Origin of the sequence: Streptomyces sp. NPDC079167, from assembly GCF_040686735.1 — a bacterium.
In the GTDB taxonomy this organism is placed as follows: domain Bacteria; phylum Actinomycetota; class Actinomycetes; order Streptomycetales; family Streptomycetaceae; genus Streptomyces.
In genome coordinates this window covers 60,919-84,573 of record NZ_JBFBLO010000019.1, presented here as the reverse complement: position 1 = coordinate 84,573, position 23,655 = coordinate 60,919, and the positions used below count along the sequence as shown (strand labels likewise).

The 23,655-nt window shown below is 68.1% G+C and carries 19 protein-coding genes and 2 pseudogenes; 9 read left to right on the top strand and 12 right to left on the bottom strand.

Going from position 1 to position 23,655, the window contains the following annotated elements:
- Positions 1-95 precede the first annotated feature (95 nt).
- Together AB0P41_RS30255 and AB0P41_RS30250 are read right to left on the bottom strand one after the other, a co-directional pair.
- Entirely contained in the window at positions 96-752 is a 657-nt protein-coding gene (locus AB0P41_RS30255) for a response regulator transcription factor (protein ID WP_356715188.1), read from the bottom strand.
- Complete coding sequence (locus tag AB0P41_RS30250; protein WP_356715186.1) at positions 740-1,894, bottom strand: histidine kinase; 1,155 nt, start codon at positions 1,892-1,894, stop codon at positions 740-742. Before AB0P41_RS30250 ends, AB0P41_RS30255 begins: the two co-directional genes overlap by 13 nt.
- A gap of 739 nt (positions 1,895-2,633) precedes the next feature.
- Between AB0P41_RS30250 and AB0P41_RS30245 the strand changes: the two genes are divergently transcribed.
- Together AB0P41_RS30245 and AB0P41_RS30240 are read left to right on the top strand one after the other, a co-directional pair.
- A complete protein-coding gene (locus AB0P41_RS30245; protein ID WP_356715184.1) occupies positions 2,634-3,287 on the top strand; it encodes a TetR/AcrR family transcriptional regulator in 654 nt (217 codons plus the stop codon).
- A 17-nt stretch (positions 3,288-3,304) separates the two neighbouring features.
- Positions 3,305-5,299 (top strand): hypothetical protein, encoded by a 1,995-nt coding sequence (locus AB0P41_RS30240; protein ID WP_356715182.1) that lies wholly within the window; start codon positions 3,305-3,307, stop codon positions 5,297-5,299.
- Between the two features lie 58 nt (positions 5,300-5,357).
- On the opposite strand, the gene AB0P41_RS30235 is transcribed toward AB0P41_RS30240, so the two are convergent.
- The 4 genes from AB0P41_RS30235 to AB0P41_RS30220 form a co-directional block, all read right to left on the bottom strand.
- Positions 5,358-5,912, bottom strand: a complete 555-nt coding sequence (locus AB0P41_RS30235) for a flavin reductase family protein (RefSeq protein WP_365935279.1) — start codon at positions 5,910-5,912, stop codon at positions 5,358-5,360.
- Positions 5,913-6,147: 235 nt separating this feature from the next.
- Positions 6,148-7,320: an acyl-CoA dehydrogenase family protein gene (locus AB0P41_RS30230; RefSeq protein WP_356715178.1), complete on the bottom strand. Its 1,173-nt coding sequence runs from the start codon at positions 7,318-7,320 to the stop codon at positions 6,148-6,150.
- 26 nt (positions 7,321-7,346) lie between these two features.
- Positions 7,347-8,195, bottom strand: coding sequence for an alpha/beta hydrolase (locus tag AB0P41_RS30225; protein WP_356715176.1), 849 nt, complete (start codon positions 8,193-8,195; stop codon positions 7,347-7,349).
- 84 nt (positions 8,196-8,279) lie between these two features.
- Positions 8,280-9,185 (bottom strand): VOC family protein, encoded by a 906-nt coding sequence (locus tag AB0P41_RS30220; protein WP_365935276.1) that lies wholly within the window; start codon positions 9,183-9,185, stop codon positions 8,280-8,282.
- 307 nt (positions 9,186-9,492) lie between these two features.
- Between AB0P41_RS30220 and AB0P41_RS30215 the strand changes: the two genes are divergently transcribed.
- Together AB0P41_RS30215 and AB0P41_RS30210 are read left to right on the top strand one after the other, a co-directional pair.
- Positions 9,493-10,662: a hypothetical protein gene (locus tag AB0P41_RS30215; protein WP_365935275.1), complete on the top strand. Its 1,170-nt coding sequence runs from the start codon at positions 9,493-9,495 to the stop codon at positions 10,660-10,662.
- Between the two features lie 52 nt (positions 10,663-10,714).
- Positions 10,715-11,698 carry an alpha/beta hydrolase gene (locus AB0P41_RS30210; RefSeq protein ID WP_356715170.1) on the top strand — a complete coding sequence of 328 codons (984 nt, stop codon included), beginning with the start codon at positions 10,715-10,717 and terminating at the stop codon, positions 11,696-11,698.
- Positions 11,699-11,738: 40 nt separating this feature from the next.
- Here the strand turns inward: AB0P41_RS30210 and AB0P41_RS30205 are convergent, their stop codons facing one another.
- Positions 11,739-12,995: a TetR/AcrR family transcriptional regulator gene (locus tag AB0P41_RS30205; RefSeq protein ID WP_356715168.1), complete on the bottom strand. Its 1,257-nt coding sequence runs from the start codon at positions 12,993-12,995 to the stop codon at positions 11,739-11,741.
- A 272-nt stretch (positions 12,996-13,267) separates the two neighbouring features.
- On the opposite strand from AB0P41_RS30205, the gene AB0P41_RS30200 reads away from it, so the two are divergent.
- The gene (locus AB0P41_RS30200) at positions 13,268-13,951 is read left to right on the top strand and encodes a TetR/AcrR family transcriptional regulator (protein ID WP_365935273.1); all 684 of its coding nucleotides are present in this window, start codon (positions 13,268-13,270) and stop codon (positions 13,949-13,951) included.
- Between the two features lie 335 nt (positions 13,952-14,286).
- Here the strand turns inward: AB0P41_RS30200 and AB0P41_RS30195 are convergent, their stop codons facing one another.
- Complete coding sequence (locus tag AB0P41_RS30195; protein ID WP_356715164.1) at positions 14,287-15,018, bottom strand: IclR family transcriptional regulator; 732 nt, start codon at positions 15,016-15,018, stop codon at positions 14,287-14,289.
- 112 nt (positions 15,019-15,130) lie between these two features.
- Here AB0P41_RS30195 and AB0P41_RS30190 point away from each other — a divergent pair, with 112 nt between their 5' ends.
- The 4 genes and pseudogenes from AB0P41_RS30190 to AB0P41_RS30175 all read left to right on the top strand — a co-directional run.
- Positions 15,131-15,934 (top strand): fumarylacetoacetate hydrolase family protein, encoded by an 804-nt coding sequence (locus AB0P41_RS30190; RefSeq protein ID WP_365935270.1) that lies wholly within the window; start codon positions 15,131-15,133, stop codon positions 15,932-15,934.
- A 27-nt stretch (positions 15,935-15,961) separates the two neighbouring features.
- A complete protein-coding gene (locus tag AB0P41_RS30185) occupies positions 15,962-16,927 on the top strand; it encodes an acetaldehyde dehydrogenase (acetylating) (protein ID WP_365935268.1) in 966 nt (321 codons plus the stop codon).
- Positions 16,924-17,931, top strand: a complete 1,008-nt coding sequence (gene dmpG / locus AB0P41_RS30180; RefSeq protein ID WP_365935267.1) for a 4-hydroxy-2-oxovalerate aldolase — start codon at positions 16,924-16,926, stop codon at positions 17,929-17,931. Before AB0P41_RS30185 ends, dmpG begins: the two co-directional genes overlap by 4 nt.
- Before the next feature lie 233 nt (positions 17,932-18,164).
- Positions 18,165-18,387 (top strand): annotated as a pseudogene (locus AB0P41_RS30175) (transposase); the annotation flags it as partial.
- Positions 18,388-18,564: 177 nt separating this feature from the next.
- Here AB0P41_RS30175 and AB0P41_RS30170 read toward each other — a convergent pair.
- The 4 genes and pseudogenes from AB0P41_RS30170 to AB0P41_RS30155 form a co-directional block, all read right to left on the bottom strand.
- Complete coding sequence (locus AB0P41_RS30170) at positions 18,565-19,701, bottom strand: tyrosine-type recombinase/integrase (RefSeq protein WP_356715156.1); 1,137 nt, start codon at positions 19,699-19,701, stop codon at positions 18,565-18,567.
- 559 nt (positions 19,702-20,260) lie between these two features.
- Positions 20,261-21,000: pseudogene (locus AB0P41_RS30165) on the bottom strand (transposase family protein).
- Between the two features lie 235 nt (positions 21,001-21,235).
- Entirely contained in the window at positions 21,236-22,258 is a 1,023-nt protein-coding gene (locus tag AB0P41_RS30160; protein ID WP_365935265.1) for an LD-carboxypeptidase, read from the bottom strand.
- A 40-nt stretch (positions 22,259-22,298) separates the two neighbouring features.
- Positions 22,299-23,327 (bottom strand): alcohol dehydrogenase catalytic domain-containing protein, encoded by a 1,029-nt coding sequence (locus AB0P41_RS30155; protein ID WP_365935263.1) that lies wholly within the window; start codon positions 23,325-23,327, stop codon positions 22,299-22,301.
- Between the last annotated feature and the right edge of the window lie 328 nt (positions 23,328-23,655).

The window sequence follows — 23,655 nt, the reverse complement described above, 5'->3', positions numbered from 1 at the left end:
CGGGCGAGAGGCAGACCCGTCGGGAGCGGCCCGGACGTCGTGGACGACGCCCCGACGAGAGGCCTGGGAGGCGACGGACGTTTGCCGGCGCAGCGTCAGACGGCCTTCCTGGGGTCCTTCAGGTACGTCAGCACGGCCAGCACCCTGCGGTGCCCGCTGTCGCTGGGCGGCAGACCGAGCTTGAGGAAGACATTGCCGATGTGCTTGCTCACTGAGCGTTCCGTCACGACCAACGCCTCGGCGATGGCGGTGTTTCCGTGTCCCTCCGCCATCAGCTTGAGCACCTCGCGCTCACGCGGGGTCAGCGAGTCCAGAGGGGAGTCCCGGCGACGGGTGAGGAGCTCGGTGACCACCTCCGGGTCCAGAGCGGTACCACCGGCCGCCACCCGCTCCAGCGCGTCGAGGAACTCGTCCACCCGGCCCACGCGGTCTTTGAGCAGGTACCCGATCCCGCTGCTGCCGCCGCTCAGCAGTTCGGCGGCGTACGACTCCTCGACGTACTGCGAGAGAACCAGAACCGGAAGGCCCGGGATCTGCTCACGCGCGGCGAGCGCCGCGCGCAGCCCTTCGTCCCGGAATCCGGGAGGCATGCGCACATCGAGTACGGCCACGTCCGGACGCTGCTCCAGCAGGGCCGGGAGGGTCTCGGGACCGGTCCCGACGACGGCCGCGACTTCGTGTCCGACTGATGTGAGCAACAGGACCAGGCCCTCACGCAGCAATGCGTTGTCTTCTGCGATCACCACACGCAAGGCAGTTCCACTGTCACGGCAGTCGGTCCTCCTTCAGGACTGGTCACCGTAACCGTACCGTCCAGAGCCGCGACCCGGCGACGGATGCCGATCATCCCGGTGCCGCCGGCCTCGTCCGCGCCACCTGCGCCTTCGTCCCTCACCACGACCCGCACGGCGTTGCGCAGACGTTCGAGGCGGACGGAGGCACGTACGGAGCCGCTGTGCTTCGCCGCGTTGGTCAACGCCTCTGCGATGGCGAAGTACGCGGCTGCCTCCACCGCCGCCGGTGCCCTGGGCCCGTCGTCGGCGAGCCCGACGACATTCACGACCACGTCGAGGCCGCTGCTGGCTGCCAGCGCGCGCACCGCCCCGACCAGGCCGCGATCGGAAAGGATGGGGGGATGGATGCCGCGCACCACATGCCGCAGTTGCGCGAGGGCCTCCTCCGCTTGTTCCTGTGCCTCGTCCATGAGTCGGCGAGCGGTCTCGGGCCGGTGATCGTAAGCACGTCGGGCGAGCCCGATGCGCATGGACAGCGATACCAAATGTGCCTGTGCTCCGTCGTGCAGGTCGCGCTCGATTCGGCGCAGTTCGGCTTCGTGTGCGGCGATGGCGCCCGCCCTGGTAGCGGTCAGTTCGTCGACCCTGGCGGCCAGCAGAGCCTGCGGGGGCGGCTTGAGCAGAGCGGTCGACCAGTCGGCTTCCAGGTCCGCCAGGCGGCTGATCAGGGGCAGAACGACCGGCTGCCGCCGCAGGAGGCCACTCCACACGCCGTCCACGACCAGGCCGAGCGGCCACAGCGGAACGGCCAGCAGGCCCATCCAGCCATATACGTAGAAGGCAGCCATCCACCGCAGGTCGGACCGGGTGCCGGGATCACGCAGCACGATGCGGAGACGTTGTCGCAGACGGCCGGTGATCGGCTGATACGCCTGCGGAATCTCACGGCCGGTCCACGTGGCCACCAGGAACCTTTTCGCGCCGGCGATGCGGCGAACCAGGAGCAGCGTTTCCGGAAGCAACCAGGCGCCGACCACGGCCAGTGTGCCCACGGCCGTGATCAGGAGCACGCAGACGAACAGGCACATGGCGAAGACCATCGCCACCGACCTGCACAGCTGTACCGTTGCCCGCTTGGCCTGCACCATTGCTTTCCACATGTCGCCCAGGTTAGGCAGATGGATGCGGAGGGGCAGGAGAGCACAGCACCCCGCGGTGGTGTAGGGGGCTACACCAACCACCGTGCCTCGCACATCACCTCGCCTGAGGGGTCACCTGACCGCCGGCTCACTGAGATGCGGACCGCCGGTACTGACGGCGACGGCCACCGGTGTGCAAAACAGACCCGTGACCACCTGCGTCGGCCTCCGAGGCACCGGGCCTGCGTTTTGCAGCGGGGCGCTCTCACCGAGTTCGATACGTCCAGGGGCACCGCCGAGGCGCACCGGGTGCGGGTCACCTGTAAGCCCCGGGCTGCTCCGGCACAGTGACCGCCCACCTGCGCGGTGTCTGCGTCGGCGCGAACATCGAACTGGCCGCCTTCGTCGGGCGGGTGACGGCCGCTCCGGACACGGTGATCCGGCCGCACGAGATTGCCATGTGTCTGATTCCCCGGCGCGGGGGCTCCGCGAGCCTGCCCGCTCGCATCGGCCGGGAGGGCACCGCCTACCTGGCCTGCCCGGCACCGCGCTGTCCGTCACAGAGGCGCACGAGTGGGGCCTGGTCGACGAGATCATGGCAAGGGACCCGACGTCGTGAACAACTTCGGACACGCCTCGACCGCCTGAAACCTATCCCCACACCAGTATTCACAGTCCCAAGAGACTCCCGGGGACGTGATGCTTGTCGATTGATGAAATATTGATTAGCGTTCACTCAATATTGAGAGGAGGGCAGTCCGTGGAGGCTGCCGCACGCCCGCGCAAGCGCGGTCCCTACCAGCGGTCCCGTGAACGTCGGGAACGCATCGCACTCACCGTGCTCGGACTGGTCGACGAGCTGGGTCACGAGAGAGTCACCACCTCACTCGTCGCCGCCCGGTCGGGCTCCAGCGAACCGACGGTTCTCTACCACTTCCCGACCAAGGATCACCTGCTCGTCTCCGCCCTAGACCATTGGGACGACCTTGAACTGGACCTTGCGACCGTGGGGGACGGAGAACTCGCGCTGGACCTCGACGCTCTGCGCGCCGTCGCGACCGCGGCGGTGTCGGCGCACGAACGTCGACTGCGTCTGTTCGTGATGCTGCGAGGCCAGTCCGCGACGCCGGAACACCCCGCCGGCGAGTACTTCACCCGCCGGCAGAAGCGGGCGATGGACGTCTGGACCGGGTTGATCGCGAAAAGACAGCGCGACGGGCTGGCCCACCCCGGGCTGGACGCCCGGGAGACGGCCCGGCAGATCCTCGCGCTCTGGGACGGCCTGGCCCTGGCCCGCCTCGGCGACCCGGACTTCGACTGCGGAGGGGCACTGGTGGACGGGGTCCGCCGCCTCACTGGCCAGAACTGGATCGAGGGACTGGCCGTCCTCAACCGCCCCGGAAACGGCCTCTGACCACCTGGAAACGGATCATGACCGCACACACTTTTGACCACCCGTACGTGGATGCCGACGAGTGGCGCGACACACCTCGGCCCCACCGGTACATACACGGATACTTCAAGGGCACCGACACCCGGTTCTCCCTCTACTTCCCCCCGCTGGAAAACTACGGGGGACGCTTCTTCCAGCACATCACCCCGGTCCCCGAGAGCGAGCACCTGGCGCAGTCCGCGACCGGGCAGGAGGACAAGATTGGGTTCGCGTTCGCCGCAGGCGGCTACTTCCTGGAGACCAACGGAGGCGGATCCTCCGGGGCCCCCGGCTCGGCCACGGATCCGACGATCGCCGGTTACCGTGCGAACGCCGCCGCCGCAGAGCACTCCAAGGTGATAGCCCGCCAGGTGTACGGCGACCACCGCCCCTACGGCTATGCCTACGGTGGCAGCGGCGGCGCCTTCCGGACCATGGGCTGCGCGGAGCACACCACGGGAGTGTGGGACGGCTTCGTCCCCTACGTCCCCGGCAGCCCGATGGCCGTCCCCAACGTATTCGCCGTGCGGATGCATGCCCAGCGGGTGCTGCGCCACGTGTTCGACCGGGTCGTGGACGCGATGGAGCCCGGCGGCAGCGGGGACCCGTACCGGGACCTGACCCCCGAGGAGAGTGCCGCCCTGTCCGAGGTGACGCGCATGGGTTTCCCGCTCCGTTCGTGGTTCGCGCATCGCACCATGGGGACGCACGCCTTCGGCACGCTGTACCCGCACATCGTCACGGTGGACCCCGGATACTTCGAGGAGTTCTGGACCACGCCCGGGTATCTCGGTGCGGACCCCGACTCCTCGGTCCATCGGGACCGTGTCCGCTTCGACAGCACGGTCGGTGAAGTCCTCGTGCGGCGCGACACACCTGATCTCGGCCCCTTCACCGGCCCTGCCCAGGCTCCGCAGGGAGGTGTGGACGAGTCGTTCAAGGGACCGTCGGACAAGGACGACACCGTCGTCGCGCTGCGCCTCTCAGCCGTGCCCGGCACCGAAACTCTGGGGGCCGAACTGACGGTGACGAGCGGTGAGGCCGCCGGAACCCGGCTGCGCCTGAAGGGGCTCTGGCACGACCTCGCCGTCCTCGACATGAGCGACGCCGAGCAACCCCCGGACAACGTGCGCCCCGGTGACACCGTCCGCGTCGACAACAGCAATTTCCTCGCGGCCCAGACCTATCACCGCCATCAGGTGCCCGGCCCCGAGTACCGGGTCTGGGACCAGCACCGCGACGCCTCCGGCGCTCCGCTTCTCCCGCAGCGTCCTTTTCTGCTGGCCCCGATGTTCGCCGCCGCGGCGGCCGGGCAGGTGCCCACCGGGCGGTTCGACGGCAAGATGATCCTCGTGTCCTGCCTGCTCGACCGAGAGGCCTTTCCCTGGCAGGCCGACTGGTATCGGAGCCAGGCCGCACAGCACCTCGGGGAGGCCCTCGACGACCACTTCCGGCTCTGGTACATCGACAACGCGCTGCACGCCGATGCCGAACGTCAGGAACACCCGACCCACACCGTGAGCTATCTGGGCGTCCTGCACGAGGCGCTGCGCAGCCTCGCCGACTGGGTGGAAAAGGGTGTCACACCATCTTCCGGCACTCGCTACGAGATCCGGGAGGGTCAAGTCGTCGTGCCCGACTCGGCCGCCGAGCGCGGCGGGGTCCAGCCAGTGGTGCGGATCACCGCGGACGGTGCCGAACGCGCCGACGTCCGCGTCGGCGCACCCGTAACCCTGGCGGCGACCATCGAAGTCCCGCCGGGCACGGGCAGCATCGTGCGTGTGCAGTGGGATCTGGACGGGGACGGCACGTACGAGGTCGACGAAGTGACGGAACCCGTCTCCCGGTTGCGGCTCGAACGCCGGCACACCTACCGCGGCCCCGGCACGCGGTTCGTCACCGTACGGGTCAGCACACAGCGCGACGCCGATCCGCAAACGGCTTTCGCCCGCATCGACAATCTGGCCCGGGTCAGGGTCCTCGTGCACGACTGATCTCGCCGGCGCCGGGCGGCCCTCACGCCCTGTCAGGGCAGCGTCCTCGGTTCCAGCCTCACATGGCGAAGTCGGAGTACTGAGCCAGGTACTCGTGGAGCTCGGCGTCCGCGCGCCCGGCCCGGGCGAACTCCCCGTAGCCTCCCTGGAAGAAGACGAGCGGGGACGTCTCCCGCCCGATCTCCATCGCCTGCACCCGGCACAGCGTGATCCAGTGGTCCCCCGCCGGCACCTCCTGTCCCGGCACGCAGTCCACGTACGCCACCGCACCGGCCAGGCGCGGGGCGCCGAAGGGAGAGAGCGTCCACGGGACACCATCGAACTTGTCCGGGCGGGGCGCCGCCATTGTCCGGCACAATTCCATCTGGTCGGCCGCCAGCACGTTGATGCAGAAGCTGTTGGCTTCCCTCAGAAGGGCATAGGTGCCAGAGGCGACGGTCGGCATGAAGGACACCAGAGGCGGGTCCATCGACACGGCACTGAAGGTCCCCACGACCATGCCGATCGGCGCACCCTCGCGCATCCCGGTGACGACGCTGACGCCGGTCGGATGGTGGCCCATCACTCGGCGGTATTCGGCGGGCGCGACGGCCCGGGGCTCTGGGATCAACACGCTGTTCCTCCTGATTATCAGCTTTTCGGGGGTGGGCGGTCGGTGCCGACCGTGGGCGGGGTCCCGGCGCGCGCGGATCGGTCGTCCTGGGGCCCGGACGCGCCGGGCACTGCGGATCCTTCAGGTGCTTGGGAGGCGTCCTGTGCGGGAAGAGGGCTCGCGCCACCCGCAGAGCAGGGCGGGCGGCGCGAGTGGCAGGCATCCGGAGCGGGAAGCCCGCTTCGAGCCGCGGACGTCAGTGGAAGACGCCCGGTGCTACCGGCTCGCCGAACAGGTCCGCGCCGAAGCCGGTATAGATGGGCGGGGCCACGTTGCAGATGTGGTTCATGGCGGCGTGGGCGTCGCGCCAGAACATCTGCTGCGGTTGGCTGCGGTGCAGAGAGCCGCCGCCGGCGTGCATGAACAGGCGGTCGACGGCGTCCACCGAACGCCGGGAGGCCCGCACCTGGTTGCGACGGGCGGTGATCCGCTGGGAGACGTCCATCGGCCGGCCCGCCAGCACCTGCTCGTGGTACTTGGCGATATCGGCCAGGAAGTGCACCCGGCTCGCCTCAATGTCCGCCCACGCCTCACCGAGCAGGTTGAGCTGGTGCGGGTCGCCGGAGATGCGGGCGCCGGAGAAGGAGATGCGCTTGCGGGTGTACTCCACGGATGCCCTGAGGGCCCCCTGGGTGATGCCGATGGTGGTGGCCGCGATGACGCCGCCGAACATGGTGCCGAACGGCAGCGAGTACATGGCGTTGTCTGGGCGGTTGGTCCGGGCGAGGTCGCCGGTCATGACGAGGCCCTGTTCGATCACCCGGTGTGCGGGGATGAACGCGTCTTTGACGGTGACGTCCTTGCTGCCGGTGCCACGCAGGCCGACCGTGTCCCAGGTGCCCTCGACGATCTCGTACTGGTCGCGCTTGACGAGGAAGTGCCGGATGTCCGGTGGACCGCTGATCTCACCGTTCGCATCGGTGACCATGCCGCCGAGGAACGCCCACTCGCAGTGGTCCGTTCCGGAGGAGAAGGGCCAGCGGCCGGAGAAGAGGTACCCGCCCTCTACGGGCTTGGCCCGGCCGAACGGCGCGTACGGCGAGGAGATCCACGCCTCGGGGCTCTCCCCCCAGATCTCCTCCTGCGCCTTGGGGTCGGCGCCGCCCAGCTCGAAGGCGTGGATGCTCATCAGGCCGCCGACCCAGCCGGCGGAGGCGGAGTTCTGCGCGAGCTCCATGACCGCTTCGAAGAACTCCACGGGGTCCGTCTCCAGCCCGCCGTACTGCTTGGGCTGCAACATGCGGTCCAGGCCGGTCTCACGGATCTTCGCCACGGTGTGGTCGGGCAGCTTGCCGAGGTCCTCGGCCTCCTGCGCGTGGTCCCGGAAGTAGGCCGCATTGTCGGCGATGCGTTCGATGACTTTGCTCATGATCGACTTCCTTGTCGAGTGGGTGGTCAGCTGTGGGCGACGAAGTCGGCGACCAGGCGGTTGAACTCGGCGGCGTGCTCCAACTGGGCCCAGTGGCCACAGCGGTTGAGCAGAACCAGCCGGGAGTCGGGGATCAGCGAGACCAGCTCGAGGCTGGACTCGAAGTGGACGACGCGATCGTCGCGGCCGTGGATGAGGAGGGTGGGCGCGGCGATGCCCATCAGTTCCTCGGGGGTGGCCCACCGCGTGATGGGGGTGCGGCCCTCGGCCACGCCCTCCATGAAGTGCTGGAGGTGCTGCGGGTTGACCTGCGCGCCGTCGGCGCGCTGCTTGATCAGTTCCTCGGAGGCGAAGTCGGAACCGTAGGTCATCACGTCGACCAGCTTCGCCATGGTCTCCACCGACGGGTCGGCGTAGCCCTTGAAGAGAATCTTCATCCCTTCCGAGGGGCCGCCGCCCGCGGCGAACAGGCCGGGCCGCGGCTTGGAGGCGGGCCCCATGGTGATCAGGTGAGAGACGCGGTCCTTGTGGAGCGCCGCGGTGGTCAGGGAGACCACCCCACCCATCGAGTTTCCGACCAGCGCGGCCTTCTCGATGCCGAGCTCGTCCAGCAGGCGGATGACGGCCCCGGGGTGGTCCCGCTCGGACATCGGCACGGCCTCGGAGCCACCCCAGCCGGGCAGGTCCACGGCCAGCACACGGAAACGCTCCGCGAGATGGTCGATGTTGGGGGCGAAGTTGCCCCAGGCAGTGGCGCCGGGGCCGGATCCGTGCAGCAGCACGATCGGGTGGCCCTCGCCCGCATCATGGAAGTGGATCCTTCCGTCCTGGGTGCGGATCTCGCGGCTCGTGGCCTCGGGGGAGAGGGAACTCATGATGCGGTGACTCCTTGTACGTTCGCAGGAGGTCGGGACGTGCGGGTGGCGTGCCGACCGCGGTGGGCTCGCTCGGCCCCGAGATCAGGCGCCGGCGGGGGGTTCGGCATTGAGGATGAGGCCCGGCCCGGCGTCGGGCGCCTGGTCGTGGTGGTGGCCCCAGATGCTCATCCGGTCGAACGTCTTCGGCTCCCACAGGTCGTCCACCTGCAGACCGCCATATCCGTACTCGATGTGGAACGCCGACGGCGACTCCAGGTAGAACGACGTCATCAGGTCGTTGACATGGCGGCCCAGCGTCATCGTGATCGGGACCGCGCGCCGCTCGCACTCGTCCAGCGCGAGACCGACGTCGTCCAGCGAGTTGACCTCCAGCATCAGGTGCTGGAAACCGACCACGCCAGGGGCCTCGGCCACCGCGAGGGAATGGTGACGTCCGTTGATGTGGTAGAAGCGCGCGTTCAGCGGCCCCTGAATGATGCGGTCGGAGAGCTTGAAGCCCATGACCTCGCTGTAGAACTCGTCCGCCTGCTTGATGTCCGGGACCATGAACACCACATGGCCCATGCCCTGTTCACCGGTCTTGAAGCCTGACATCGCCCGACCCGGGCGGAACGAGGACTGGACGATCAGCCGGCCCCAGCTCAGCTCCTGCCGGATCCCGAAAGGGTCCTCGAACCACAGCAGGCCCGCTGTCGCCCGCTCCGCACACAGCTCGGCGTCACCGTCATGGACCACGATGCCCGTGGCCGCGACCTTCTTCGCAATCTCTCGCGCCTCTGCCTCGCCCACCACACTCCAGCCGACGTAGTCGACGCCGTCACGCTCACCGGGGTGCAGGGCGAGACGCCACTGCGCCTCGTCCATCTTGAACCGCAGCCCGCCGCCCGGGCCGGCTGCCATGTCCAGACCCAGAACCTCCGGGCCGAAGGACCTCCACTCCTCGATCGCCGGAGTGGTGACACCGAGGTACGCCAATGACCTGATCATGCTGCCTCCTGAGGATCACCGACATGAACGGTGGTTCTAGAACCACCGTTCTAGGTTGAATGCAACCTAGACGCGAATGGCTGCGACGGCAAGAGGCGTACGGGAAAAATCGAGGACGCTCCATCGGACCGGACTGCACAGCACACTGAAATGTATATTCCAGAGGCGAGGCAGCCGTTCGGCGCAACTGCCCATGACCGGCTCGTCCACACCTGGCGCATTGACATTCCCCTGGAACGATTCTTACAGTCCCCGCTACATCATCCGTGGACGAGCGGCGCTACGGAGACCGGGTGAAGGGCGAGACATGCACAAGGCGATACGCGTCATCCATGAGCACGCGGACGTACTCCGCGAGGAGCACGCCAAGTGTGACGAGCTGGGTCACCTGACCGACCGGACTGTCGGGATCCTCAAGCTCTCCGGCGGTTTCCGGCTGCTACTGTCCAAGGACCTCGGCGGCTACGCCGAGGACCCTCGGGTGTTCGCGGAATGGGTGCGTACGGTCGCCCGCTACAACCCCTCGGCCGGCTGGGTCGCGGGGGTCTGCGGCGTCCACGCGTGGGAGATCTCGGTCGCCGATCCCCAGGTGCGCCAAGAGATCTACGGCGACGACCCCGACACCGTCACCGCCTCCCCCTACGCGCCGGTCGGCAGGCTGACCCCGGTCGACGGCGGCTACCGGTTCTCGACCGAGGTCGTCTACTCCACCGGCTGTGACGTGTCCGAGTGGTTCATCCTGGCCGGCATGGTTCTGGGCGAGGACGGCGCCCCGGCGACTCCTCCACGCCCGGTGCACGTCGTCCTTCCGCGTGAGGAGGTCGAGATCGTCCCGGACTCATGGAACGTGATGGGCCTCCAGGGCACGGGCAGCAAGCGGGTACGGGTGAAGGACGTGTTCGTCCCCGCCCACCACACCCTGGAGCAGGGCCGCCTGATGGCCGGAGGCTACTGGGACGCCCAGCCGGACGAGCCGCTGTATCGCATCCCGTTCGTCGCGGTCTTCGGCCCCTCGATCGCCCATGCCCTGTGCGGCATCTTCCGCGGCTTCCTCGACCAGTTCGCCGACTACCTGAAGGACCGCAGGGCCACCTTCGGCAGCGAGGCGAAGAGCGACCCGCACCAGCAGCGCGCGCTGGTGCACGCCGAGTCGGAACTCGAGGCCACCATCGCCCATCTGGACAAGCTGTGGGGCGAGATGTGGGACAAGGCGGTCGCCGGCGAGGAGATCACCCTGAAGGACCGGGTCACCCTGGCGGCACATCAGAAGGTGGGCTGCTCCCGGGTGATGGGCGCGCTGGAGCTGATCTGGCGGCACGCGGGCTCCGCCTCCCGCTGGACGCACCTGCCGATGGAGCGCTACTACCGCGACATGCAGGTCGGCGGCAGCCACTTCGGCTCGGACCCCACCACCGTCTACGGGCCGTTCACCGAGCTGATCTTCGCCCCGGACGCACAGCCCTTCGGCATGTTCTGAGCGCCCGACGAGGCACTCCTCCCCGGGTCCGCACCATCCGAAAGGAACACCCATGGCGCTCACCGACGAGCATCTTGTGGCCGAACCCGGTCTGGCCAGCCGCTGGGTCCAGCTCCCGACCGGAGCCCGCGTCCACTACTCCACCTCCGGCGACCACGGCCCCGCCGTCGTCCTGCTGCACGGAGGGATCATGGGCGGATCCGGAGCCGGCGGCTGGCGGCTCCTCGCCCCCTACCTGGGCGAGCGCGGCTTCCGCGTGTACTGCCCGGACTTCCCCGGCTTCGGCCTCACCCGCGACCCGTACGACCGCTACACCTACGGCTGGGGCGGCTACGTCGACTTCCTCCGCGACTTCGCCGACGCCCTGTGCCTGGACACCTTCCACCTCGGCGGGAACTCCATGGGCTGCGTCAACACGGCGCACTTCCTGGTGTCCCACCCCGAGCGGGTGCAGAGCTACTTCATGATCGCCGGGCGGATCGGAGATCTGATCACCAACGAGCAGATCCAGGCCGCCGATCCGCGGCCGGCCAAGGCATACCAAGGGCCCCCGCCGTTCGACGGCACCGAGGAGTCCATGCGGAAGATGCTCGGCATGATCGTCCTGGACGAGAGCAAGATCGATCCCGATGTCGTGAAGATGCGCACCCACGCCGCCAATCTACAGAAGGAGATCTACGAGCGGATCTTCCCCTGGGTCTTCGGTTCACTCAGCGGCCGGGACCACGACGCCAACAGCGCCGCCCGCCTGGCCACCAAAGGCCGCCTCGACAAGCTGGACATCCCGGGGATCTATCTGTTCGGCCGGGACGATCCCAACGAGTCGGTCGCGGTCGCGCACCTGCAGGAGGACGCGCTGCCCCGGACGCAGTTCTTCTACGTCCCGGACGCCGGCCACCAGACCCAGACCGACCAGCCCGAGATCGTGAACCAGGTGATCCACCAGTTCTTCGCCAACGGTGAGGTCTCGGCCGAGGCCGCGAAGCGTGCCGGGGTCTCCGACCGGCGGCCCCCGCTGGAGACCGTGGCGCAGTGATCACGAGCGTCGGGCCGGGCGCAGGAGGCCCGGCCCGACGTCACCGCCGGGCGGCCAGAACCTCCAGAAGGGCGACGGTCAGCCGCACATGCCGATGCGGAACCGCGTCGGTGCGGGCGATCACCAACTGCGTGAACGTCTCGTCCATCAGCGCATGGATCCATGACGCGAAGTCCTCGGCCCGCAGTTCCGCGGGAGGCCCCCCGGCGCACGCCACCACCTGCAGCCACCGGGCCGTCCGTTCACGGACGGTCTCACGAATCTCGCGGTACAGCGTGTAGCCGGCGGGTGGTTCGTCGGGTTCCTCGTCCAGCGTGAGCTGCAGACCGGCGAGTACGAAGTCCGGGGCGGCGAGGTTCGCCAAGAGATAGCGCTCGAAGCCCTCGTCCAGGTACGCGGGCCAGGACGCCGGGTCGGCCAGCGGCAGACAGGCAGGCACGGTGGAGTACCAGCCGTCGGCGGCCCGGCCGATGGCTTGCCTCACCAAGTCCTCCTTGTTGTCGCACACCCAGTACACCGAGCTCGTACCGACCTCGGCGCGGCGGGTGATCCGGGCGATGGTGGCTCCTCGATACCCCTCCTCGGCCAGCACCGTCAGGGTCGCCGCGAGGATCCGCTCGCGGCTGCCCGTCACGTCCTCCGCCGGGTGCGGCGCGGATCGGGAGACAGGCATCGGCCCGGCGGACGCAAACGCCTCGGGGTCCGCGGCCAGTCGGCCGGCCAGCCCTGCCAGGGCGTGCCCGCATTTCCCGGCCGCGACGCGAGTCGGGAAACCGGCGTCGGCCCGGCGGGCGATCAGCAGGGCCCCCACAGCGGACATGGTCAGCCTGGCCAGGGACACCGCTGTGTCACCGTCGAGTTCCGGCTCGACGACGCTCCACCAGGAAGCAACCTCCTCACCGGTCCGTTCCCGCATCTCGGCCACTCGCCGGGCCACGGTGCCACCCTGCCTGGGCAGGGACATCTGCAGGCCGATGCGCCAGAAGTCGGCCCGCTCGGAGAAGTCGTCGGTCAGATGCCGCAACAGTGCGAAGGCGGCCTCGCCCGGGTCCCCCACCGGCGGGGCCAGGGGAAACTTGCGCCGTATCCACTCCAGCGTGCCGTGCCCGACCGCTTCCAGGACGACATCGTCCTTGTCCCGGAAGAACCAGTACACCGAGCTGGCTTTCACCCCCGCCGCCTCGGTGATCCGCTTCATGTCAACGGCGTGGCGGCCCTCCTCAGCCAGCAGCGCGAAGGTGGCGTCGAGAATGCGTTCCCGCGCGCCCGGTGCCTCGGACCGCTGTTCCTTACCCACTGCCCGCCGCATCCGTTCGGTGTGTGATCATCTTGTCGCACGTCGCGCGAGCCATGATAGGCGCGCCACACGAGATCGCCGGCGGCCTCGGACGGCACGCGGACCTGACCGGCGGTCGACCGCTCGACCACGTGGACTTCGGAGCCCCGATGACGGCCCCGGCGCAGGTTCATCCCCGACGTACGCCGAAGGATCCGCCCCCCTTCGCGCGGCACGATCTCAGCTTGGACGCAGCCCTCCGGAGTGCGAGTGTCACACAGGAGCCGAGCACCGTGATAGCAAGAAGCGTGCAGAAGAAGACAGCAACCTCGGGCCGGGCCCAGCGCACCGAGGAATCACGCAGGCGCATCCTGGAAGCCACTCTGGAACTGGCCGCGGAGCAGGGCTACGAGGGGACCGCGATCGCCCAGGTCGCCAAGCGCTCCGGACTGCCGGTCGGCTCTGTGTACTGGCACTTCGAGAACAAGGACAAGCTGTTCGCCGCGCTGCTCCAGCACAGCCTGGACGAATGGGAGGGCCGGCAGGACTGGCTCTTCCGCCCGAAGGAGTCACCGTCACACCAGCTGGAGAAGATGATCTCCGGTCGCACCTTCGAAGCCACGGAGCCCACCAGCTTCTGGCGGCTGGGTCTCCTGCTCGCCCTGGAACGCCGGCTGCACGAATCGGCGGCGCGCCAGATGTTCCTCGACATCCGGCAGGGCCGCCTGGATCTGATCTCCGACTGGTGGCAACAGATCCTCCCGCCCGAGGTGACGTCCCACGACCCCGATTTCCCCGCCCGGTTGGCGCAGTTCACCATGGCCGGCGCCGACGGGCTCTACGTGTCGGTGAGCGCCGGGGAGGACTGGGACGCGACCGCACTGACCGGAATGCTTCTCGACTCGATCTGGCACCTGGTGCGACAGGCGGCTCTTCGCGCCGGGGTGCCGTACGACCCGGAGCTCGCAGAGAACTGAGACGACGGTTCTCGCCGGGCCGTCCGAGGCCGAACGGCGAAACGGGTCACACGCTCCATGACGGTCGCCCAACACGAACGCGTCGACAGACCGACCTGCTGACATACCGGGAAGGCTCACGGTCGTCGCGGGGGCCTCGCCATGAGCGGATTCTGTGGGGGCCGGTGCCCACGCCCACCTCTGCCCCCTCTCCCACGGGCCGGGCCCGGACCGTCATCGACGGCTGCATGGCGGCCTCGCCGAACCTTCCTTCGACACCGCCTGAGCCGATCCGCAGGAGGAAGGGTGCGGTCCCCGCACCGCCCGGGCACAGCACCGCGGACGGTCGCCGCCGGTCAGTGACCCCGGCGTGCCAGCGTCGACCCCAGCGCCGTCGCCGCAGCGCGCACCGCGTTGGCGTGGGACTCCGGACGGAAGCGGCCCACCGGGCCCGAGACGCTGATGGCCGCCACCGCCGTCCGCCCGTCGGAGGCGGGGACCGGCGCCGCCACGCACAGCAGGCCCTGCGTCGACTCCTCCCGTTCGTAGGCGACCCCCGTCTCCACCGCCCGGATCAACTGCCCGCGCAGCAGACCGGGCGCGATGACCGTCCGTGGCGTCCGGCGTTCCATCGGCCCGGTCAGCACGGCGGCCCACTCCTCCTCCCCGGCATGGGCCAACAGGACCTTCCCCAACGCCGTGCAGTGCATCGGCATCCGCCCGCCGGTGCGGGAAGGTGCCTTCGCCTGGCGGTGTCCGCCGATCTTCGCGATGTAGACGACCTCGCGGCCCTCCCGCACTCCGAGGTGCACCGTCTCGTGGGTGCGCTCGTAGAGGTCCTGCAGGAAGGGCATCGCCAGTTCGAGCAGCGTTCGCTCCGCCGCGGCCCGCAGACCCAGCTCGAAGAGCCCTCCGGAGAGCCGGTACCCGTGCGCCGTCTTGTCCAGCAGCCGATGCCGTACGAGATCCCCTGCCACCCGGTGCACAGTCCCCTTCGGCAAGTCCGTCCGCCGGACCAGCTCGGCGAGCGGAAGCACGGAGTCCGCCGGACCGAACGCCCGCAGGATCGCCAGCGCCTTACCCAACACTGTGTCACGATCCCCGTCAGGGCCTTTCCCACGCTCCTCCACGTGAAAGAGCGTACCGCTGAGTGGAACGCAACCATGGCCCCCTCACCTGCCGTGCCGCAGATTGGACGTCATGGCACAGACCCACCTGACTGTCCCCGAGGACAGCATCGCCGCCGCTGCGGCACGACTCCGCGAGGCAGCCGCAACCGGCGTCCCGACCATTCCGGTACGCGACCTGATCGGCCGTGACGACGTCCAGGCCGCGTACGCCGTACAGACACGGCTCACCGCCGAGCGGATCAAGGCGGGCGCCACGGTCGTCGGCCGCAAGATCGGCCTGACCTCGACCGCCGTCCAGCAGCAACTCGGCGTTGACCAGCCCGACTTCGGCGTCCTCTTCGACGACATGGCGTACTCCGACGGCTCGGCCGTTCCGGCCGAAGCGATCCTCCAGCCTCGGGTCGAGGCCGAGATCGCCTTCGTGCTGAAGGACGACCTGACCGAGGGCCTGCTCGACCACGCCCAGGTCAGCGGAGCCGTCGGCCACGCCGTGGCCGCACTCGAGATCTGCGGCAGCCGCGTGGCCGACTGGGACATCAGCTTCGGCGACACCGTCGCCGACAACGCCTCCGCCGGCGGTTACGTACTCGGCGCCCGCCAGGTCCCCCTCACCGACTTCGACCCCGTCACGGCCGAGATGACGATGATGATCGACGGGGAGACCGTCTCCACCGGCAACGGCGCAGCCTGCCTCGGCGACCCGGTCACCGCCCTTGTCTGGCTCGCCCGCCAGGCCCGCGAGCTGGGCTCTCCGCTCCGCGCCGGTCAGGTCGTCCTCTCCGGCGCACTCGGCCCGATGCGCCCGGTGACGCCGGGCAACGCCGTCCAGGCCACCGTCACCGGGCTCGGCACCGTGTCGGTCACCTTTTCCTGACACCCCCTCCCCGGACAAGGAAACACGATGAGCAAGACGAAGGTCGCCGTCATCGGGTCGGGCAACATCGGCACCGACCTGATGATCAAAATCATGCGCACCGCACAGCACCTCGAGATGGGCGTCATGGTCGGCATCGACCCGGCCTCCGACGGCCTCGCCCGCGCCGCCCGCTTCGGCTTTGAGACAACCGCCGAAGGTGTGGAGGGACTGCTGAAGTCGCCGCAGATCGATGAGATCGGCATCGTCTTCGACGCCACCTCGGCCGGCGCGCACCGCCACAACGACGAAAGGCTCCGCCCTCTCGGTATCCGGATGATCGACCTGACACCGGCCGCCATCGGGCCCTACGTCATCCCGGCCGTCAACATCGACGAGCACCTCGACGCGCCCAACGTCAACATGGTCACCTGCGGCGGCCAGGCCACCATCCCGGTGGTGGCCGCGGTCAGCCAGGTCGTCCCGGTGGCATACGCCGAGATCGTCGCCTCGATCGCCTCCAAATCTGCAGGTCCGGGCACCCGTGCCAACATCGACGAGTTCACCGAGACCACCTCCGCCGCGATCGTCGAGGTCGGCGGGGCCCGGCGCGGAAAAGCGATCATCGTCCTCAACCCGGCCGAGCCACCGCTGATGATGCGCGACACGGTCTTCGCCCTGGTCAGCCTGCCCGACAGCGAGGAGGAGCAGGCCGCCGCCGGGCGAGCGATCACCGCCTCGATCGAGAAGATGGTCGCCGAGGTCTCCTCCTACGTCCCGGGCTACACGATGGTGCAGGACGTCCAGATCAGCGAGATACCGGCCGACCAGCCGGTCGAGACCCTCCTCGCGGACGGAGAGGGCTCCCGGTCGACCCACCAGGTGTCGGTCTTCCTCAAGGTCGAGGGCGCGGGCATGTACCTCCCGGCGTACGCCGGAAACCTCGACATCATGACCTCGGCCGCAGTACGGATGGCCGAGCGGATCGCCGCCGAGAAGGAGACCGCGAAGTGAGCACCGACATCTTCGTCCAGGACGTCACCCTCCGGGACGGCATGCACGCCGTCCGGCACCGGATCACACCCGACGACGTCAAGCGCATCGTCTCGGCCCTCGACGAGGCCGGCGTGGACGCCATCGAGGTCGCCCACGGCGACGGTCTGGCGGGCGGCTCGCTCAACTACGGTCCCGGCTCGAACACCGACTGGGAGTGGATCGAGGCCGCCGCCTCGGTCCTGGAGAACGCCCGCCTCACCACTCTGCTCCTGCCTGGCGTCGGCACCATCGACGAGCTGAAGCACGCCTTCGACCTCGGCGTCCGCTCGGTGCGCGTGGCCACCCACTGCACCGAGGCCGACATCTCCGCCCAGCACATCGTCGCCGCCCGCGAGCTGGGCATGGACGTCTCCGGCTTCCTGATGCTCTCGCACATGGCCGAGCCCGAGAAGCTCGCCCGGCAGGCCAAACTGATGGAGTCCTACGGCGCCCACTGCGTCTACGTCACCGACTCCGGCGGCCGGCTGACCATGAACGACGTCGCCGCCCGGGTCCGCGCCTACCGGGACGTGCTCGACCCGGCCACGGAGATCGGCATCCACGCTCACGAGAACCTTTCGCTCTCCGTGGCCAACTCCGTCGTCGCGGTCGAGAACGGCGTCCGACGGGTCGACGCCTCGCTCGCCGGCCACGGCGCGGGCGCGGGCAACTGCCCCATCGAGGCGTTCGTCGCCGTCGCCGACCTGTCCGGCTACAAGCACGGCTGCGACCTGTTCAAGCTGCAGGACGCTGCCGACGACATCGTCCGCCCGCTCCAGGACCGCCCGGTCCGCGTCGACCGCGAGACCCTCACCCTCGGCTACGCGGGCGTCTACTCCAGCTTCCTCCGCCACGCCGAGCTCGCTGCCCGGAGGTACGAGGTCGACGTCCGCGACATCCTCATGGAGTGCGGCCGGCGCCGCCTGGTCGGCGGCCAGGAAGACATGATCATCGACATCGCCCTCGATCTCACCGCCGCCTGATGAGGCCGGCTTTGCGGTTCAGTGGCGTGAAGCAGAACGCCTGATCCGTTGACGGGCGAGCGTGTCTCCATCGGCCGCCTGCTGTGGGCCTCGCCTGCTCCCCGGCGCCGCGCATGACATCTAATAGCGCTTCGTCACCTTGAGTGATCTTGCCTGGTGGTGGGAATCCTGAGGGTGTGAAACTGGGGGACGTCTAGCGGCTCCGGGGTGAGTTGGCGGAGTTCGTGGGTGATGTGTTCGGTTCGTTGCCGCGGCAGGATCAGCGGCGGTGGGGTGCCTGTTCTGCGGGGCCTGATGCTGGACGGTCGGCGTAAGTCGACCCAGCCGATGGCCGAGCGGCTGCCGGACGGGAACATGCAGGCCCTGCAGCAGTTCGTGAATCAGTCGCCGTGGGATCCGTTGCCGGTGCGGCGGCGGATCGCCCGGCGGCTGTCGGAAGTGATCGCGCCACAGGTGTAGGTGATCGACGATGTGTCGTTTCCCAAGTGCGGCCGGGCCTCGGCTAAGATCCGGGCCATTCCCGGACCAAGCTCCGCTGAAGACCACCAAGAGACACGTTTCCACTGGTCAACAGCCGTGCGGACCGTGTACCACCAGCAGACGAAGAACCTGCTGTTCCCTCGAAGCCGGAAATCAGGCTGCTTCCCAGAGGCCGGCGTCGAGGATCCGGGCGGCCTTGGTGATGCTGCCCGGCATCAGGTGCCGGTAGGTGCGGTACGTCTCCTCGATGGACTTGTGGCCCATCCACTCCGCCACATCAGTGATGGGTATGCCATTGCCGAGGGCGTTCGAGGCGAAGTAGTGCCGGAAGCCGTACATCCCCACCCCTTCTTCCGGCGGGAGGCCCGTGAAGAGCTTCTTCACCCGCCGCCGCTCCATGCCTTCGGTGAAGTAGCCGCCCGGGCCGCGCAGCAGGTAGCCGTCCTTCGTGGTGCCGTGCGTCTCCGCGAACCGCTCGATCGCCTCCCGGACCGACCGGGGCAGGGGCACCTCGCGGAACTCCCCCGTCTTGCGGTGCTTCAGCTTCGCCGGCTTCAGCGTGTTGGAGTGGATCTGCTCGCGCACCCGGTACACGTCCTGCGCGACGATGTTGTTGACGTTCACCGCCCGCGCCTCACCGTTGCGCAGGCCGCATCCCGCCATCATGACAATCTCCAGCGCCAGGTCCTCATCGGCAGCGGCCAGTGCTTTCGTCACGTAGGTGAGAGAGGGAATGGCAACCGTTGACCGAACGTATTCGGGCTCCTGGATCCCTTTCACCGGGTCTTCCGCCATGGCCCCCTTGGTGTAGGCGTCCCGCAGGACGGTCTTAAGGACTCGAAATATGTTCACCTGGTTTCCCCGGCCGACGCCGTCGCTCTCCATCTCGTCCAGGAAGCGTTCGACCACCATCGGTGTAACCGAGTTCAGCTTCCGCGATCCCAGACGTGGGACGATATGTACGTTGATCGAGCTGTCGACGTGCTCCCCCGTGGAGTAATCCGTCATCTTGCGCTGCCGGGGACGCCACTGCTTCGCGTACTCCTCGACCGTCTGCTGCCCCAGTTCTCGGCGGGCCGCCGCCACCGAAGGAGCCGTGGTCTTTTTCTCTGCATACAGCTGTGTGAGGCGTTCGATCGCATCGTCCTGCGTGCCGTAACCGGACTCCTCGCGCTGCTTGCCGAGCGCGTCCCGAAAACGGATCGAGTACGGGTGAGGGCAGCGGGTCGGCTTCGCGCAGCCGCAGTCCTTGAAGAAGGACCCCATGCCGCGGGCGAGCTGTCGGGCCATGTGTCGCACCATCCGTTCCAGCCCAAGATCATGCTCAGGCGCCGCACTGCCGGTCGCAGGTCAGCAAGCGCAGACACGTCCGGGACGCATGCTGACCGTTTGCTGACCTGAGGGGGGCACATGATGCCCCTGACCTGCGGCGACGCCAAATAGCTAGATCTTGGACTTGAACATGGTGCGCATCATGGAGCTACTCCCGGGCTAGGCTTCCTGCCTGCGTTTTTGCAGGTCAAGTGCTGTTTCCCTATCTTACAGCGAGTCGCAAGTTCGGTCAGCTTCCCCAGGTTTTTGAGGACTGATGCTCACTGGTTGCTCACTTTACTGACTCCCCGTCAGGCGGTCCGGAAGTCGTCGACTGACAACCTGTAGCCGCCCTACCGAGACGCGACACCAGCCCTACGCAACGTCCGTTTGAGTCTTCCTCGGACCACCCCCGCCCGCCCGCCTCAGGACTCGGCGGTCGCTCCTCCGGCACCGGGGGTGAACCAGGCGAACGACCAGGAAGCCGCCACCGCCGCTTACAAAAGGCCGCTCGACCACTGAGCCTTTTCCATCTTGATCAGGTGGCGAGTTCGAGGGCGACGACGGCTCGGACGACGGCGGTGATCCGGGTGGTGCTGCAGCGGAGCTTCCGCAGGAGCCGCCAGCACTTGAGGATGGTCATGGCGCGTTCGCCGAGGCTGCGGATCTTGGCGTGATCGCGGTTGTGACGCCGACGCCAGCCGCGCAGATTCTTGCCCCGGAACGGAACACGGACACCAGGACCTGCCCCCTGATACGCCTTGTCCGCCCAGCACTTGATGTCATCGACGGCGAGAGCGTCGGGGATGCCGTGGGTCCGGGCCGCGGTCAGATCGTGCATAGCTCGGGGTAGCGCGTCCGAGACCCAGATCAGACGGCCGGCGGGATCCGCGAGGACCTGCACGTTCATCCCGTGGTGCTCCTTCTTCCCCGAGTAGTACGGGCGGTCGGCGGCGATGCGGTCGATCGGCAGCACGGTGCCGTCCAGGATCACATACGCCCTCTTCCTCACGGTCGTCATGGCCTGCTCCAGCGAGGGCGCGAGGGCGGCCAGGAGGTCGACGGCCTCGCGTATGTAGCGGTAGGCCGTGGCGATCCCTATGCGGAATCTGCTGCGAGGCGGGCGTAGGTGTCACCGCAGCGAAGGTGGGCCAGGACGAGCAGGGCCTGCCGGCCACAGGTAAGGCGAGCCGATCCGACGACGGTGACCTGCGAGGAGACCGGAGAGGTGCTGCAGGGCGCGGCTGGACAGATCGATACGGACGGGTAGACAAGCACGCGAAGCTCCTGGCAGTCTGGTGATCTTGGTCGTGAGCCCGTCTACCAGGAACTTTCTCCATGCCCGCCGCCGGGGGTCCGTGCAACCACCCGTCAGGTTGAACACTGCTCATTCAGTCCACCTACCGCCGCTCCCTTCGACACGGGCACGTGCTGGAGCGCACCGTTGCGGTTGAGGGCTCCCAGTCGCCGGCGCTCCGCACCGAAAGTGCCGAGACGCGGTACTCCGCGTTGCTCAGCCGACCGATCCCCTCGCCATGAGAGGCCGTACCGCCGGCTCGAGCAGCGACAGAGTCCGCTGCTGCGCATCGAGGCCGATGCGGATGCCGACCGGCATCGGCAGATTCGGGCCGGCATGTCCGAACTCGACGTTGCCCAGGACGGGGATGTCGCGGTCGCCGAGGACGTCGAGAATCAGCTCGGGGAGGGTCGGGGACGTGTCGGACGAGTCGAGTCCGCCGATGGCGTGCGGGACGCCCACGACCATGCCGGAGATGTGGTCGAGGATGCCGGAGTGCCGCAGTACCTGCAGATAGCTCCACACATGCGATGCCTGGCTGCCCGCCTCCTCCCAGAAGAGCACCGCGCCGTCGAACCGTTCGAGCGGCAGCGCGAAACGTGTGGCCTGCGCCAGCGCGATGCGATTGAGCAGCCCGCCGATCAGCCGGCCTTCGGTGCGACCGGCACGCCAGCACTCCCACGACGGGGTGGCTGGCAGCGCACCGATCGCCTCGGCGCCGGTCAGCAGCGTCGAGTAGAGCTTTTCGAGTTCCGCTCTGCGTGCTGCTGGCGCGGCCTGCCAGTGCCTGCCGAGTCCGGTGGTGGCCACGTCGGCGTGGAATCCGACTAGACCTGTGCGCGCGTAGAGCACCAGATGCAGCAGTGAGATGTCGCTGTAGCCGAGGATCGGCTTGGGGTCGGCCGCGATCGCCTCAACGTCGATCAGGTCGAGGTAGCCGAGCACCGTCTGGCCGCCGTCATGCGCGATGATCGCGCGCACCTCAGGATCACGCAGTAGCCCATTGAACTCCTCGGCGATCTCCGCCGGCCGACTCGCGCTCCACCAGTGGTGCCGCCCTGCTTCGAGGAGCGGTGCCCGAAGCACGCGGAATCCCATCCGCTCGAGCACGACCACCGCCTGCTCGAGGTCAGGCTCGTAAGCAGCGTGGAGCGGCGCGGACAGCGATGCGATAACGACGAGATCTCCGGGCTTCAGGGCGCGAGGGCGGAGCAGTTGAGGCAGTGCAGAACCGGTCACCGACGAAGTGTCCCAACACTCGCAACCTCACGCTAAACATTTACCGATTGGCGCCCTCCCAGGTTGGAAGGGGCTCATTTAGTCGCAGCAGTACTTTGCCCACAGTTGGGTCGCCGGAGTACACGAGTCCGACGGCTTCGCCATAGGCATCCAGAGCGAACGTGTGCGTAATCAGGTGACTCGTCATAAGCTCGCCCGATGTAAATGCGGTCACCGCGAACGCCCAGGCCTGCGATGACGCACCGAACACTGATTGGACTGTCAGCTGCGATCTCACGATCTCCGACGGACTGAGCGGGGCAAGCGCGCTATTTGTACAGATAAGTCGGCCGCCCGGGCGCAGTGACAGCAGGGGTAGGCTGGCAGAGCCAGCGTCTCCCGCAGTATGGATGGCGACGTCGTATTGCCGAGCTATTGACTCACCAGGAGAAACATAGGCGGCCGCACCTTGCTGTAGGGCCAGTTGTCGGCGACCGCCCGAGCCGGCAATTGTCACCCTGCGCGCGCCCGATCCAGTCAGGAGCTGGGCGACCAGCAGCCCGGGCACACCGTCCCCAATAACGATGACGCTTTCATGAGGAAGGACGCTAGCCTTAAGCACGGCAGCCATCGCACACGCGGCTGGTTCCAGCAAAGCCGCGGCTGCCAGGTCGGCGTCATCGGGCAGCACATGCAGGCACCTCACTGGCACCACCACCGTTTCGGCCAGGCCTCCCGACTTCGTGAATCCGGTCTCTTCATATCCCGCCAGACACAACGTGTTCTCGCCAGCACGGCACCGTACACAGGCGCCGCACCCCCGAATGCTTTCACCGACCACCTTCCGCCCCACGAGTTCGTCACTCACCTCCGAGCCGACTCCTTCCACGACACCCGACCACTCGTGGCCCGGGATGAGCGGATACCGCACGTAGTCGCTCGGTCGTGTTCCGCTCAGGATGTCCGCGTCACTGTGGCAGAGGCCATTGCTGTGAATCCGCACCAACGCCTCGGACGCGCCCAGGGGGGCAGCCCCTTGCGTCACCAGCTTGTGCACTCCCGGCCTCGTGACCAGTACGGCGGCGCTCATCGGGTGCCCCTCGCCGACCGTCGGAATGTATCGGCCGGGGAGCGCCGAAAGCCGTGAACTTGGCAGGACCGCGCACTTCTCATTAACCCAAACCCTCTTCGTTCGACATTTCGAACAACGTTCGGTATACTGCCGCCAGGCTAGGACTGTTGCGCAGATCAAGTCAATGGCCTGGAAGCACGGTGATGGCCCGCAACGTAAACGTAGGTGCGGGCGTAGGTTGCGATTACTGCTGAGGTTGCACTCCGGATGGCGTGCTACTGATAGCAGGTCGGATGGTAAGACCTGTCTCGGTGAGACGGCCGTCTATGAGATAACTGCGGTGCGG

Coding starts and splice junctions, on each gene's coding strand:
- AB0P41_RS30170 (WP_356715156.1), bottom strand. CDS start 19,701: ATGGCCCGACAGCTCGCCCGCGGCATGGGGTCCTTCTTCAAGGACTGC.
- AB0P41_RS30190 (WP_365935270.1), top strand. CDS start 15,131: ATGGCACAGACCCACCTGACTGTCCCCGAGGACAGCATCGCCGCCGCT.
- AB0P41_RS30250 (WP_356715186.1), bottom strand. CDS start 1,894: ATGTGGAAAGCAATGGTGCAGGCCAAGCGGGCAACGGTACAGCTGTGC.
- AB0P41_RS30155 (WP_365935263.1), bottom strand. CDS start 23,327: ATGAGCGCCGCCGTACTGGTCACGAGGCCGGGAGTGCACAAGCTGGTG.
- AB0P41_RS30185 (WP_365935268.1), top strand. CDS start 15,962: ATGAGCAAGACGAAGGTCGCCGTCATCGGGTCGGGCAACATCGGCACC.
- AB0P41_RS30215 (WP_365935275.1), top strand. CDS start 9,493: ATGCACAAGGCGATACGCGTCATCCATGAGCACGCGGACGTACTCCGC.
- AB0P41_RS30240 (WP_356715182.1), top strand. CDS start 3,305: ATGACCGCACACACTTTTGACCACCCGTACGTGGATGCCGACGAGTGG.
- AB0P41_RS30210 (WP_356715170.1), top strand. CDS start 10,715: ATGGCGCTCACCGACGAGCATCTTGTGGCCGAACCCGGTCTGGCCAGC.
- AB0P41_RS30230 (WP_356715178.1), bottom strand. CDS start 7,320: ATGAGCAAAGTCATCGAACGCATCGCCGACAATGCGGCCTACTTCCGG.
- AB0P41_RS30220 (WP_365935276.1), bottom strand. CDS start 9,185: ATGATCAGGTCATTGGCGTACCTCGGTGTCACCACTCCGGCGATCGAG.
- AB0P41_RS30225 (WP_356715176.1), bottom strand. CDS start 8,195: ATGAGTTCCCTCTCCCCCGAGGCCACGAGCCGCGAGATCCGCACCCAG.